The sequence below is a fragment of the Streptomyces sp. NPDC002054 genome, assembly GCF_040296685.1.
Taxonomy (GTDB): domain Bacteria; phylum Actinomycetota; class Actinomycetes; order Streptomycetales; family Streptomycetaceae; genus Streptomyces.
The window spans coordinates 160227-173579 of the sequence record NZ_JBEOXT010000001.1 but is presented as its reverse complement, the minus strand read 5'-3'; the positions used below and the strand labels follow the sequence as shown (position 1 = coordinate 173579).

Genomic DNA, 13353 nt, shown 5'->3' with positions numbered 1-13353 from the left:
CCCCTGCTCGCGTGGCGGGGCGCTCGCAATGCGCACACTGTGGATGTATCAGCCGTCGGAAGGATGAGCGGAATGGACAGGCAGCAAGAGGCTCCGCGGATCGTGGTGGGCGTCGACGGATCGCCCTCGTCCCAGGCCGCGCTGCGCTGGGCGGTCCGGTACGCAGGGCTGGTGAGCGGGCGAGTAGAGGCGGTCGCAGCGTGGGACCTACCCGGTGCCGCTTCGTGGTCGGCTCCGGCGGTGGACGCCACGTTCGACGAGGAGGAGGCCGAGCGCCGTCTGGTCGAGGAGGTCCGCACGGTTCTCGGTGAGGACAGTGCCTCCTCCGTGCACCAGCGGCTTGTACGCGGCAATCCGGTCGACGTCTTGGTCGATGCGGCAGACGGTGCGGACATGCTGGTCGTGGGCAGCCGCGGTCGAGGCGGCTTCAGCCGAGCCCTGCTCGGTTCGGTGAGCCATCAGACGGCGCTCCACGCGCCATGTCCGATCACCATCGTCCGGGCAGATGTAGACGTCGAACGTTGATGGGCGCTGTGGATCCGGCATAACCTCACGGAATGGTGCAGAGCAAGGCAAGCGACGTCGACGGCTACCTGACTGAGGTTCCTGAGGAACGCAGGGTGGCGCTGACCAAGGTGCGGCAGCTGTGCCGTGAAGAGCTGGTCGGCTTCGACGAGGTCATGGCCTACGGGATGCCCGCATACGAGCGCGACGGCGCCTGTGAGATCGCGTTCGCCAGCCAGAAGCAGTACATCTCCTTCTACCTCATGCGCAGTGACGTTCGTGAAGCGTTCGAGGAACGGCTGGCCGAGCAGGACATGGGCAAAGGCTGCCTGCGGTTCCGCAGGTCGGAGAGCATCGACTTCGACCTGTTGCGGGACCTCCTCAAAGCCACGGCTGTCCGCCCCGGCAAGGTCTGCTGACGCTTCCCCGTCCTCGCGGACCGCACCCGGACCCGTATGCATGCCGCCTTCGCGATGACCTGCCTGCCGGCAGTCATCGCCGGTTTCACCCTCGGGCGTGCCGCCTGGACGGACGGCCACCACGGTCGGCGAGGCCACCTACCGAGCCGGTGACCAGCAGCAGCGGGAGCCGCACCGCAGCACGCTCCCCTCACGGCCTACGACCTTGGATGAGCGGGCGGGTCCCCAGCAGCGGGCTCAGACTGGACCCATGAGCCACGGGCCGGCGATCGAGCTGACCGGACTGACCAAGAGGTACGGACCGGTGGTCGGCGTCGACCGCCTGAGCCTTACGGTGAGGCCAGGCGAGGTGTTCGGCTTCCTCGGGCCGAACGGCGCGGGGAAGACGACCACACTGCGGTGCCTGACCGGCCTACTCCGGCCCAGCGAGGGACGCGTGCGGGTGCTCGGGCTGGACCCGATCGCTGATCACCGCCGGGTGGCCCCGCATCTGGGGTACCTCCCGGGTGAACTGCGCCTGTACCCGGAACTCTCCGGAGCCGAAACGCTCGATCTGCTGGCCGCGCTCCAGGGAGCGCCCGTGCCCCGCCGCGGCGAGCTGTGCGATCGACTGGGGCTAACGCCCGCGATCCTCGCCCGCCCCGTCGGGGGTTACTCACGGGGCATGAAGCAGAAGCTCGGGCTGGTGCAGGCGATGCAACACGACCCGCACCTGGTGGTGCTCGACGAACCGACCGAGGGACTCGACCCGTTGGTCCAGGACACGTTCTTCGCACTGCTGGGCGAGGCGGCCGTCGCCGGACGCACCGTCCTGCTCTCCAGCCACATCCTGCCGGAGGTGCAGCGCACATGCGAGCGGGTGGCGATCATCCGGGACGGGCAGCTGGTGACGGTCCAGAGCGTGGCCGGCCTGCGCGAGGCCCGGGCCAGACGGATCGGGCTGTCCTTCGCAGACGGCCAAGGGGCACGGCCACTGGGCGGTGCGGAACGCTGGAACCCGCGCTGGCAGGGAGACCGGGTGGAGCTGCTCGTACCGCCGAGCGAAGTAGTAGGCGCCCTGCGCACGTTGCTCGGCCTGGCGGTGGCCGACGTCACGGTGGAGGAAGCCGGGCTGGACGAAGCCTTCATGGACCTGTACCGCAACGGCGCCGTGCGGGAGGAGCCGTGAGACGGCAGTGGCCGCTGCTGTGGCTCGCCCTGTACCGGCGACGCCGGATGCTGGCCGCTCTGATGATCGGGATGGTCGTCTTCGAGGCGCTCATCGTGGTGGTCGCCAACGCGATTCCTCTGGGGCCGCTCTTCTCCGCGGGCGGGAAGGGACCGCCCTCTGCCTACCGGGCCTTCAGCGGGTCCAGCGGCGACGTGTCGATCGCCAGCTACCCCGGGCTGCTGGGCGCCGGCCTCACCCACCCGTTCTGGATCGCCATGCAGCTGACCGCCATCGGTTCGCTCGCCGCGGCTGCCGTGGCAGCGGACGTGGAATCCGGGACCGTGGAACTGGTCATGGTGCGTCCCGTCAGCCGTACCCGGCTGCTGGCCGAACGGACCGCCGCACTCGTGCTCGCGGCCCTGGCCCTGAACCTGGCAGCGACCCTCACGGTCGCGGTGGGGGTGGCGCTGTCACCGGACATCCACCGTGCGGTGCCGCTCGGCGGAGTCTTCGCCGCCGGGGTCATGGGCCTCGGCTTTGCCCTGTGCCTGATCGGGCCGGCGATGGCCGTGTCGGCAGCGGGACGACGGCGAGCCCAAGTGATCGGCGCGACCATCGCCATCGGAGCCGTGGGATTCGCCGTCAACTTCATCGCATTGGCATGGTCTCCCGCAGCACCGCTGAGGTTCCTCAGCCCGTTCCACTACTACGCCCCGGGCGATGCGCTGGCCGAAGGCGGCGTGCTCTGGCCCCAGCTCGGGATTCTGCTCGGAACGGGAGTGCTGGGCATCCTGATGGCCCACCTGGTGCTCCAACGCCGAGACCTCGCGCCCTGAGCCCGAGTCGCCCTCGGGTGTCCACGCGCCTTCCGTCGGCTTCTACTCCCGGATTTCCAGTACCTCGGTCACCGGGCGGCGGGGCGTGTCGGGGCCTGCGGGGCCGTAGCCGAGGCGGAAGACCATCTGTACGTGTCCCATGGCCGCGACCGGGTCGCGCACCGTCCACCGCAGCTCCGGCCATTCCAGGGGATGGGACGTCATCGACGTGGCAAGGCCGTCTGCGGTGGCCTGCAGAAGGACGCGCTCCATTGCCTGGCCTGCGCGCAGCCAGTCGACTCGCGTGTCCCCCGAGGTGCTCAGCAGAGCCAGCTGTGGCCGCTTCTCGAACACAGCCCAGCCACGATCCGGGATCGGATTGGCCCAACCGAAGTCGCGTACGGGGGTGGGGCCGCCGGAAGCCTTCGGTCCGAATGCGGCGACGGGAATGCCGTCGGGGCGCGTGCCTGTAGGGCTCTGCATGGGGGAGGTAGGGGAGGTCCAGGCCGCGGTCTCCGCTTGGACGAGCGGATCGATCTCCTCGCGGTGTTCTGCGTCCCGTACGAGCCCGAGCACGGTGTCGATGTGCCAGGTGTCCGGGACGGTCAGCCGGCAGCCCTCCAAGTGGGCCGCGGCCCACAGACCGTCCAGCAGTGCGGTCGGTACCGGCTCCTCACTGAAGGGGTACCGGCTTGTGTGCCGACGCCGGACGGCGTCGTGCAGGGAGGCCGGCTCGCGGTCCACGTCCGTGGTTTCGTCGATGGTCACCGTGGCGAGCAGCCATGGTTCGGCGTCGTCGGGCAAGAGCTGCACGCGGACCGGGAGACCGGCCCAGGCCGCGGACACGCGCAGGTTGAACAGCGCCGCGGCGCAACCGAGGTGGAGGCCGCGGTGATGCGGGTCCGTTCGGGTCATGGCGCGTTCCGGGTCGCCGTACAGGGCGAAGGTGGCGCTGCCGACATGGAACACGAACTTCCATGGCTGGGCGTTGTGCATGGACGGGGCTGTAACGGCGTCGCCGACGAGCCGAATGACGGTATCGGGGTCGGGGTGTGTTGCGGTCATGGGACTGGTCCTGTCTGTGCGGCCTCAGTCGTGCGCCACGACGGCGACCGGTGGGGCCCGATGGTCGGCTGCTTTCAGGCTCTGCCTCCTGCCGGGTCCCTGGAAAGGACCGAGCGGCCCAACCTGGGACCGATCGGCCCTCCCTGCCCGCTCAGCTCCGTTCGGCCTCGGCGCAGGCGAGTCTGTTGTCGACGTCGACGACCCGTCGGCGGAGCAGGTCGGCTTCGGAGACGACGCCGACCGGGTGCCCGGCGAGAAGCGGGCGGACTCTTTCCGCCCCTTGCTGCGTGCCTCGCATGGCCGTTCACCCGTTCCGCTCCTTCAGCCGTGGGCGATGACAGCCACGGGGGCTGCTGCATGGTGCAGGACCGCGTGGGCGACCGAGCCGAGGTGCACGCCGAGGGGGGAACGGCGCACATGACGTCCCACGACGACGAGTCCCGCGCCCTGCGAGGCCCGGACGAGATGCTCGCCCGCCGATCCCATGAACACGTTGTGGCTGACGTTCACGTCGGGGAACTTGTGGTGCCAGGGCAGCAGCATGTCGTCCACCATGCGTGTGACGCTCCTGCCGATGTCCCGTTCGTTGTCCGGGTCGTCGGCGACGCGCACGAGGACGACCGGGGTGTCGGTCGCGACCACGGTGGCCGTCGCCACCGAGCCGACGATGAAACCGACCAGGCCGCCCAGGCCACGCGATCCCAGGACCAGCAGCCCGGCGTCGGCGGCCTCGGCCGCGAGGGCGGCTGCCGGCCGGGCCGTCAGGCAGCGGGTCGTGATCTCCAGGTTCGGGTGGCGCCCGTGCAGCTCCTGCGCGGCTTCGGTCAGGGCCTGGTCCGCCCAGCGGTCCACGTCCTGGCGGCCCAGGCCGGGGAACACCGGGTCCAGGGGCCAGTCGACGGCGTGCACGAGCCGCAGCGGCACCTGGCGCAGGACAGCCTCCTGCGCCGCCCAGCGCGCCGCTGCCCGGCTCTCCGGGGAGCCATCGACTCCGACAGTCACGTGGCTCTTCATGGCTGCGATTCCCTTCGTGCGGTCCGGTGCTCATCACCACGGCATGGCATGCCGGGCCTGGTCCGCATGAGTGGTTGACGTGTCGTCGGTGCGGGCGGTGACACGCGATGCCACCGCGACGACCCCGTCGAGTTGCTCGACGAGGCTGAGGAGTGCAGGGAGCTGGCTCCGGAGCTCGACATGGCCGTCCAGGGCGACGATGCCGTCCACCACGTGGACGTCGACGTCACCGGTCGGCACACCGAGCACCTCGGTGAGTACCTCGCCGGTGACACGTCGGCGTATCTCGGAGTCCGGGCGCAGGAACATGCGGAGCAGGTCACGGCGGGTGACGATGCCGACGAGCCGGTCCTCCACGTCCACGACGGGGAGGCGTTCGATGCCACGGCGGGTCATCAGCCGGGCGGCGTCGGCCACTGTCTCTTCGGCGCGGACGGTGACCGCGGGCGCGGACATGACGTCGACCGCGGTGGGGGCCCACACCTCTGTGCCGTTCTGCCAGGGGGTATCGGGGCCTTGGCCCGCGCGGGCCAGCAGGTCCGTCTGCGACACGACTCCCACCACGCGGTCCTCGTCGTCCAGGACAGGAACTCCGGAGATGTCGTACTGCACGAGCAGCTTCGCGACGTCCTTGAACGCGGTGCTCGGGGCTACGGAGACGACCTCGTCGGTCATCAGGTCCGCCACCTTGATGTGCTTCATGAGGCCCTCCTGCTCCGCCGTGTCACGCGAGGCTGATGTCCGTTGTCGGGTGTGCACCAACCATCCGTCAGCGCCTGCCCGCGATCGAGGGCCGAACGGTCCCGTCTGCGGTCCCGGGCGGCCCTCTTCCCGAAGCGTCGACGGTGCCAGCGTGAGAGGTGTCCTCCATCGGCTTCTCGGTTGGGAGGGATCGTGGAAGGCACATTCCGTACGCCGGACACCAGCTCGGTCGTCGTCGGCGTGGACGGCTCGCAGCCAGCGCGCGTCGCTGCCCTGTGGGCGGCCAAGGAGGCCGTACGCCGTGACCGCCCCCTGCACATCGTCTACGGCGCCGACACCGACGGCAGGGCCCTGTATCTGTCGGCGGAGACCATCGAACGGGTCCGTGTCAACGGTCGGGCGCTCCTGGACGACACGGCGAAGGCCGTGTCGGCCGAGTACCCCGGCCTGAACGTGACCACCGAATTCAGCCGCGCGAACGCCGTCAACACCCTGCACCGGGCCTGCGGGCTCCACGGCACGGTGGTGGTCGGCAACCGCGGCCTGGGCGGGTTCAACTCCCTCATGCTCGGCTCGGTCGGGCTGGGCACTGCGGCCATCGCCATGACCCCCGTCATCGTCGTCCGAGGCATCGACGGGACCGAGGAGACCGGCACCGTCCTCGCAGCGGTCCGCGACGAGCACGACCTCCTGATCGCCCGGTACGCCGCCCAGGAGGCCGAGCTGCACAAGGCTTCGTTGCGGTTGCTGCACGTGTGGAACGTGCTCCAGTCCGTCGGTGAGGTGGTCAGCATGCTCGACGGCGTCGACGAGATCGCCACCGGGCACGAAGAGACCCTGCGGGCCGTCACGGACGTGATCCGCGGCGAGTTCCCCGACCTGGACGTGCAGGCCGATGCGGAGAAGAGCATCTCCGTGGCCGGCGTCCTGGTCGAGGCGTCCCAACACGCAGACCTGCTCGTCATGGGCGGCCACCGGGTCCCAGAGCCCCTCGGACTCACACCCAACCTGGGCAAGGCCACGCACAGCCTGCTGCACCACGCCCACTGCCCCGTCCTCCTCATCCCTCGGACCGGCAGCGACTTCGGGAGCCAGTCATGACCAGCCACCAGACAGGGAGCCATGACATCGTCGTGGGCATCGACCCGGACAGGGACTGGCACCTTGCCCTGGCCTGGGCCGCCGACGAGGCACAACGGCGCCGGCTCCCGCTGCGCCTGGTGCTCGCGGTACCGCCGCAGCACGACACCCATCACGTCGACGACACCCCCGGCCAGTCAGCCCTGCGGCAAGCCGGATCCGACAGGCTCGAACAGGCATGCGCCTGGGTGCGTGACCGCCACTCCGAGGTGAGCGTCACCGGTGATCTCCTCGGCGGCTTCCCCGCCCCCGTCCTGGGCGGCGCGGCGCGAGAAGCCCGCATGATCGTCCTCGGCTCCCGGCACCTGAGCCGCACCGCCGAGTTCTTCAGCGCCGGCTCACTCGTGGTCCCCGTCACCGCCCAGGCCCGTTGCCCGGTCGTCGTCGTGGGCGACGCCGAGCACATCAGCCAGCAGCCGCCCTACGTCGTCGCGGGGATCGACGGCAGCGGCCCCGCCACTGCCGCGCTGGCCTTCGCCTTCGACGAGGCCGACCTTCGGGGGGCCGTGCTGCGGGTCGTCTGCGTATGGCAGCGCCCGCTCATCATGCTCGACGACGAGGATGTGGCGCTGCGGGCGCAGCGCACTCTGCTCTCCGAGGCCACCGCCGGCCTGTCCGAGAAGTACCCGGACGTGCATGTGACGCACGAGGTCCTCACCGGCCACCCCGTCGAGGAACTGGCCCGGGCCGCCGAGCACGCGCTGTCCGTCGTCGTGGGCCGCCGCGGCCTCGGCGGATACACCGGCATGCGGATCGGATCCGTGGTCCATGGCCTGCTGCACCGTGCGCACTGCCCCGTGATCACCGTCCCCACCGGATGAGTCCGCCGGAAACCGGTACGCCGCGACACGAGCAGACGCCGTACGGGGCAATGGCCCGCTGAGCGGAAAGGCCGGGCCCTCCGGCCGGAGATACCGTGGAAACGATGGCCATCTCGCCATCACTTCCGGCCGGAGGTGGGGATGAGCGCAGGCGAGCGGCCTACCCGGAGCGGTGTTCCCCGGCTGCGGCTCGACGAACTGCTGGACGAGCTGCAGGTACGGATCGACGAGGTCAGGGGCACTCGGGACCGGCTGAACGGTCTGCTCGAAGCCGTCATGTCCGTGGGCCGGGAACTCGACCTGCCGCAGGTGCTGCACGGCATCGTCGAGGCCGCCGTGGTGCTCGTGGACGCCGAGTACGGGGCCCTCGGGGTCATCGGGACGGACAAGAAGCTGGCCGAGTTCCTTCCCGTCGGCATCAGTGACGAACTGCGCCGGCAGATCGGGGACCTGCCCTCCGGCCACGGCATCCTCGGCGAGCTGATCCGCCACCCCGAGCCGCTGCGGCTGTCGGAGCTGTCCGAGCACCCTGCCTCGTACGGGTTCCCGGCCCACCACCCGCCGATGCACTCCTTCCTCGGTGTCCCCATCCGGATCCGCGAGACGGTCTTCGGCAACCTCTATCTGACCGAGAAGCGCGGCGGAATCGAGTTCGACGCCGAGGACGAGGCGGTCCTGTCGACCCTCGCGGTGGCGGCCGGCATCGCCATCGAGAACGCCAGGCTCTTCGAGGGTCTCCGGCTGCGCCAGCGCTGGCTGGAGGCCAGCTCTGACATCACCAGCGCCCTGCTCTCCGGAGCGCCCGAGGACGAGGTCCTCGAGGGCATGCTGGAGCGCGCCAAGGACATCACCGCCGCCGACATGGGCGTCTGCTACCTGCTGGGCCCCGCCGGTGAACTGCGGGGCTCCCTCGCCCTCGGGGAAGGGGCAGAGGCGCACCGCGGGATCGTCCTGCCCAGCACCCGGGGCACTCTCGCCGAGGCCGCGCTGGCTCGCGACGGCCTCATCACGGTCCCCGACGTGGCCACCGACGAACGCATCACCGTCCAACCCGAGAGGTGGACCGGCTTCGGCCCGGCCGTGGCCGTCACCGTCGGGACCAAGGAAAAGCTCAGCGGCGTCCTGCTGCTCGCCCGGCGGCACGGCCGCCCCGGGTTCGCCACCGCGGAGATCGCCGCGCTGCCGGGGTTCGCCGGCCAGGCCGCCCTCGCACTGGAGCTGGCCGACCGGCGCCGCGACGCCGAGCAGATGAGCCTGCTGGAGGACCACGACCGCATCGCCCGCGACCTGCACGACCTGGCCATCCAGCGGCTCTTCGCCACCGGCATGACCCTCCAGAGCGCCCAGCGCTTCGTGGACCACCCCGAGGCGTCCGAACGGCTCACCCGCGCGGTGGACGACCTGGACGCCACCATCAAGATCATCCGATCCACCATCTTCGGACTCCGCGAGCACGAGACCCCCGGTCAGGCATCCAAGCTGCGCTCCCGCCTGGTCCAGGCCATGGACGAGGCCGCGGCAGCCCTCGGTTTCGCCCCGGCTCTGCGGATGGAGGGACTGATCGACACCGATGTACCGCCGGCCGTCGCGGATGAGGCCCTCGCCGTCGTGGGGGAAGCCCTCACCAACGTCGCCCGCCATGCCAAGGCCACGCGGGCGGAGGTCTCGATCGCCGCAGCCGCCGGAAACCTGACCATTACCGTGACCGACAACGGCGTTGGCCTGCCCGAGAGCGGTCAGCGCAGCGGACTGCTCAATCTGGCAGAACGTGCCGAAAGGCTGGGCGGCCGGATGGAGGTCGCAGCGCGGGGCGACGGAAGGGGAGGCACTCGCCTGGAGTGGCAGGTACCCCTGGCTCCACCATCGCGGTGACCGTCACCGTCGTCGCTACTGCTTCGCCGTCCCGGTGTCGTGCTCGTGCACCTGCGCGGCGATCACGGCCGCCTGGACCCGCCGCTCCACGCCGAGCTTCCCCAGCAGCCGCGAGATGTGGTTCTTGACCGTCTTCTCGGACAGGTAGAGCTGCTTCGCGATCTGCCGGTTGGTGAGGCCGTCGCCAATGAGTTCCAGGACGGCCCGCTCGCGTTCGGACAGAGCAGCCAGCCGGGCGTCCTCCGGTTCCTTGGCGGCCTCAGGCTCCCGCAGGGAGTGCATCAGACGGGCGGTGGTGGCCGGGTCCAGCATGGACTGCCCGGTCGCCACCGTCCGTACGGCGGAGACCAGGTCGGAGCCCTTGATCTGCTTCAGCACGTACCCGGCGGCACCCGCCATGATCGCGTCCAGCAGTGCGTCCTCGTCATCGAAGGACGTCAGCATCAGACAGGCCAGACCGGGCATGCGCGAGCGCAGCTCGCGGCAGACGGTGATGCCGTCACTGTCGGGCAGCCGTACGTCGAGCACGGCCACGTCCGGGCGCAGCGCCGGCCCGCGGGCCAGCGCCTGCTCAGCTGTGCCCGCCTCGCCCACGACGGTGATGTCCGGCTCGGCGTCCAGGAGGTCTCGGAGCCCGCGCCGGACCACTTCGTGGTCATCCAGGAGGAACACCTTGATCGGTGCCCCGGCGGAGGCGTTCGGATCATCGGACATGATCGCCCCTGGTTCGGTCCCTATGACGCATTTACATCCGAATTGTCTCAGGGAGGCCTGCAGCGCACCCCATGGCCGTGTAGCGGGATGCGGGCATGACGGCTCCTCCGGCGTACGGACGATCAGAGGAAGCTGCCGCTCCCGTAGGGCGCGTACAGGTCGAGAAGGCGCACGCGGGCGGCCTGCAGCCGGTTGGCGAGGACCTGCCCGACCCAGTGGCCCAGGGCGGAGCCGAAGGCGGCGTCGGCGTCCATCAGCGCCCGCACGCGCTCCGCGTCGAACTCGTACGCGCGAACGGGCGTCATCGCCTCGGCACCCAGACGCCAGGAGTACGGCTTGAAGAGCCACGAGCAGCCGACCAGCTGGCCGGCGCCGAGGCTCTCGATCACGGCGGCGCGCCGCCCGGGCACATGGACGTCCAAGGTCACGGTGCCTGACCGGACGATCCAGAACCGGTCGGCGTGGCCGCCCTCGCGGAAGAGACGCGTCCCTTCCTCGAAGTTGACCTCTTGTGCCAGTTCCATCAGACGGGAGCGGCAGTCGGCGGGCAGTGCCTCGGAGATACGGGTGGGTGACGGGGTGCTCATGGACGGCCTCCTGTTCGAGTCCGTCTTCAGTCTTGGCCTTCCCGACGGTCCCGAGCATGGGCCCTGTGGTCCCGTCCAGGGGCCGATCGGCCCATGTCCGAGATCGGCGCACGCGGAGATCCTGGCAGCAGACGGCCCATTCACGGCCTTCGCCCCTGTCCGACTGGCAGGCGCACGACGTACGGGAACGGGCACGGGCACGGGCACGGCGTGGGAACCGGGGTGTCCGCCTCCCTCACCACGCCGTTCGTCCGCATCGCGGCCTGCTCGCTCGACGAAGGACGCCCCCGATGAAAAGCCACCCGGCCGGTGCGACCAGCAGTTCGCCTCCCGTCAGCGTGCCGGGACGGCAGATGGAAGAGCTCAGCGCCGACGAGGCGCTGCACCTGCTCGCCACCGCCGAACTGGGCCGGATCGTCTTCACCCACCACGCACTGCCCGCCGTACGCCCGGTCAACCACGTTCTCGATCGCGGCGACATCATCGTCCGTGTCCAGGACGGATCGACGCTGACTGCCCTGCTCGCGCCCCAGCAAGGCTCAGGCGTGGTCGTCGCCTACGAGGCCGACGACATCGATCCGGGTGAACACCTGGGTTGGAGCGTGGTCGCCACCGGCTACGCCACCGCTGTCACCGACCCCGACGAGATCGAGCGGTACGTGCGCCTTCTGCAGCCCTGGGCCGCGGGCAGCGCATCGGGAGCGATCCGGATCCGACCCGACCTGGTCACCGGCTTCCGCTTGCGCGAGGGCGGCCCGTAGCGGCGCCCGTTCGCGCGCTTCACCTCCACGCGGCCCTCCGCAGGTCACGATGGTGCGGCACACGCCCGCAGGAGTTCCGGAGGTGCCATGCCGAAGCGCGGATGGACCGTGGCGGTCCCGTCTGCTTTCCACGGCTACCGTGGTGCCTGGCTCCGGGGTGACGTGCTGGCCGGCATCACGGTCGCCGCCTATCTCGTACCGCAGGTCATGGCGTATGCCGGCGTTGCCGGCCTGCCGCCGGTCGTCGGTCTCTGGGCCGCCCTCCCGGCCATGATCCTCTACGCCCTGAGCGGCACCTCCCGCCTGCTGTCCGTCGGACCGGAGTCGACCACCGCCCTCATGACCGCCGTGGCCGTCGGACCGCTGGCGGCCGGCGACCCCGCGCGGTACGCGGTGCTCTCGGCGGCCCTGGCCGTCGTGGTCGGCCTGCTCTGCCTCGTCGCGTGGGCCGTCAGGCTGGGCTTCCTCGCAGATCTCCTCTCCCGGCCGGTTCTCGTCGGCTACATGGCCGGGGTCGCCCTGATCATGATCGTGGACCAACTCCCCCGCCTGACCGGGACCAGTGGCAGCGGATCGGGCTTCTTCCCCCAGCTGTTCTCCTTCCTCCGCCACCTCGGTGACGTGCACTGGCCCACGGCCGTGCTTGCCGCCGGATGCCTCGCCCTTCTGTTCCTTCTTCCCCTGGTGTGGCGCCCGCTGCCCGGGCCCCTCGTCGTCCTGGCGCTCGCCACCGCCGTGGTGGCGGGCTTCGCCCTCGATGAGAACCACGGCATCGACGTCATCGGAGCAGTCCCGACCGGCCTTCCGGGCTTCGCCCTGCCCGATCCGTCGGACTACGCCGACCTGGTCCTGCCGGCCGTCGGAGTGCTCCTCGTCGGGTATTCGGACGTGATCCTGACCGCGCGTGCCTTCGCCCGCCACGACGATCCGCACCCCTTGGCAGCCAACCGCGAGCTGCTGGCGCTCGGCGCGTCCAACATCGGCGCCGGCGTCCTGCACGGCTTTCCCGTCAGCAGCAGCGCCAGCCGCACCGCCCTCGCCGACTCCGCCGGCGCCCGCACCCAGGGGTACTCCCTCGTCGGCGCCGTCTGCGTGGCCGCCGTCCTGCTCTTCCTGGGCCCGCTGCTGGCCCACACCCCGTCCGCCGCCCTCGGCGCGATCGTCGTCTACGCCGCCGTCCGCCTGATCGAGGTGGGCGAGTTCCGCAGGCTGGCAGCCTTCCGCCGCCGCGAGTTCCTGCTCGCCCTCGGCTGCGGACTCGGCGTCCTCGCCCTCGGGATCCTGTACGGCGTGCTCCTCGCCGTGGCGCTGTCCGTCGCCGAACTCCTCGCCAGGGTTGCCCGGCCGCACGATGCGGTCGAGGGCATGGTGCCCGGTCTGGCCGGCATGCACGACGTCGACGACTATCCGAGCGCGCGCACCATTCCCGGTCTCCTCATCTACCGCTACGACTCACCGTTGTTCTTCGCCAACGCCGAGGACTTCCGCCGCCGGGCGCTGGCCTCGGTGGCGGTTCAGGACGAACCGGTGCACTGGTTCGTCCTGAACACCGAAGCCAACGTCGAGGTCGACATCACGGCCCTCGACGCCGTCGAGGCTCTGCGCGCCGAACTCGCCGAACTGGACATCGTGTTCGCGCTCGCCCGAGTCAAGCAGGATCTGCGCCGCCCCCTCGACGCCTATGGGCTGACAGCGAAGATCGGCCCGGAGCGCATCTTCCCCACGCTCCCCACCGCCGTTGCCGCCTACCGGGACTGGCAACGCGCCACAGGTAAGCCGTCGTAGAGCA

General features: G+C 70.5%; 15 protein-coding genes. 9 read left to right on the top strand and 6 right to left on the bottom strand.

Annotated features, from left to right (window positions below):
- Positions 1-72 precede the first annotated feature (72 nt).
- The 4 genes from ABT123_RS00805 (at position 73) to ABT123_RS00790 (ending at position 2909) form a co-directional block, all read left to right on the top strand.
- Positions 73-525 (top strand): universal stress protein, encoded by a 453-nt coding sequence (locus ABT123_RS00805; protein ID WP_351307669.1) that lies wholly within the window; start codon positions 73-75, stop codon positions 523-525.
- A 32-nt stretch (positions 526-557) separates the two neighbouring features.
- A complete protein-coding gene (locus tag ABT123_RS00800; protein WP_351307666.1) occupies positions 558-923 on the top strand; it encodes an iron chaperone in 366 nt (121 codons plus the stop codon).
- A gap of 250 nt (positions 924-1173) precedes the next feature.
- Positions 1174-2091 carry an ABC transporter ATP-binding protein gene (locus ABT123_RS00795; RefSeq protein ID WP_351307663.1) on the top strand — a complete coding sequence of 306 codons (918 nt, stop codon included), beginning with the start codon at positions 1174-1176 and terminating at the stop codon, positions 2089-2091.
- Positions 2088-2909: an ABC-2 transporter permease gene (locus ABT123_RS00790; protein ID WP_351307660.1), complete on the top strand. Its 822-nt coding sequence runs from the start codon at positions 2088-2090 to the stop codon at positions 2907-2909. The genes ABT123_RS00795 and ABT123_RS00790 overlap by 4 nt, the downstream gene beginning before the upstream one ends.
- Positions 2910-2951: 42 nt before the next feature.
- Here ABT123_RS00790 and ABT123_RS00785 read toward each other — a convergent pair whose 3' ends face one another.
- The 4 genes from ABT123_RS00785 to ABT123_RS00770 all read right to left on the bottom strand — a co-directional run bounded on the left by ABT123_RS00785 (position 2952) and on the right by ABT123_RS00770 (position 5669).
- Complete coding sequence (locus tag ABT123_RS00785) at positions 2952-3953, bottom strand: Acg family FMN-binding oxidoreductase (RefSeq protein ID WP_351307657.1); 1002 nt, start codon at positions 3951-3953, stop codon at positions 2952-2954.
- Positions 3954-4104: 151 nt separating this feature from the next.
- Positions 4105-4251, bottom strand: coding sequence for a hypothetical protein (locus ABT123_RS00780; protein WP_351307655.1), 147 nt, complete (start codon positions 4249-4251; stop codon positions 4105-4107).
- A 23-nt stretch (positions 4252-4274) separates the two neighbouring features.
- On the bottom strand, positions 4275-4967 hold the full coding sequence (locus ABT123_RS00775; protein ID WP_351307652.1) for a universal stress protein: 693 nt from the start codon (positions 4965-4967) through the stop codon (positions 4275-4277).
- A 33-nt stretch (positions 4968-5000) separates the two neighbouring features.
- Positions 5001-5669 (bottom strand): CBS domain-containing protein, encoded by a 669-nt coding sequence (locus ABT123_RS00770; RefSeq protein ID WP_351307649.1) that lies wholly within the window; start codon positions 5667-5669, stop codon positions 5001-5003.
- A 192-nt stretch (positions 5670-5861) separates the two neighbouring features.
- Here ABT123_RS00770 and ABT123_RS00765 point away from each other — a divergent pair, with 192 nt between their 5' ends.
- The 3 genes from ABT123_RS00765 (at position 5862) to ABT123_RS00755 (ending at position 9502) form a co-directional block, all read left to right on the top strand.
- A complete protein-coding gene (locus tag ABT123_RS00765; protein ID WP_351307647.1) occupies positions 5862-6770 on the top strand; it encodes a universal stress protein in 909 nt (302 codons plus the stop codon).
- Complete coding sequence (locus tag ABT123_RS00760; protein ID WP_351307644.1) at positions 6767-7630, top strand: universal stress protein; 864 nt, start codon at positions 6767-6769, stop codon at positions 7628-7630. The genes ABT123_RS00765 and ABT123_RS00760 overlap by 4 nt, the downstream gene beginning before the upstream one ends.
- A gap of 141 nt (positions 7631-7771) precedes the next feature.
- Positions 7772-9502: a sensor histidine kinase gene (locus ABT123_RS00755; protein WP_351307641.1), complete on the top strand. Its 1731-nt coding sequence runs from the start codon at positions 7772-7774 to the stop codon at positions 9500-9502.
- Between the two features lie 15 nt (positions 9503-9517).
- Here the strand turns inward: ABT123_RS00755 and ABT123_RS00750 are convergent, their stop codons facing one another.
- Complete coding sequence (locus ABT123_RS00750; protein WP_351307638.1) at positions 9518-10216, bottom strand: response regulator; 699 nt, start codon at positions 10214-10216, stop codon at positions 9518-9520.
- 122 nt (positions 10217-10338) lie between these two features.
- Positions 10339-10803 (bottom strand): Crp/Fnr family transcriptional regulator, encoded by a 465-nt coding sequence (locus tag ABT123_RS00745; RefSeq protein WP_351307635.1) that lies wholly within the window; start codon positions 10801-10803, stop codon positions 10339-10341.
- A 290-nt stretch (positions 10804-11093) separates the two neighbouring features.
- On the opposite strand from ABT123_RS00745, the gene ABT123_RS00740 reads away from it, so the two are divergent.
- Both ABT123_RS00740 and ABT123_RS00735 read left to right on the top strand, forming a co-directional pair.
- Complete coding sequence (locus ABT123_RS00740) at positions 11094-11564, top strand: pyridoxamine 5'-phosphate oxidase family protein (RefSeq protein WP_351307632.1); 471 nt, start codon at positions 11094-11096, stop codon at positions 11562-11564.
- A gap of 87 nt (positions 11565-11651) precedes the next feature.
- Positions 11652-13349: a SulP family inorganic anion transporter gene (locus tag ABT123_RS00735; RefSeq protein WP_351307629.1), complete on the top strand. Its 1698-nt coding sequence runs from the start codon at positions 11652-11654 to the stop codon at positions 13347-13349.
- The last annotated feature ends 4 nt before the right edge of the window (positions 13350-13353 follow it).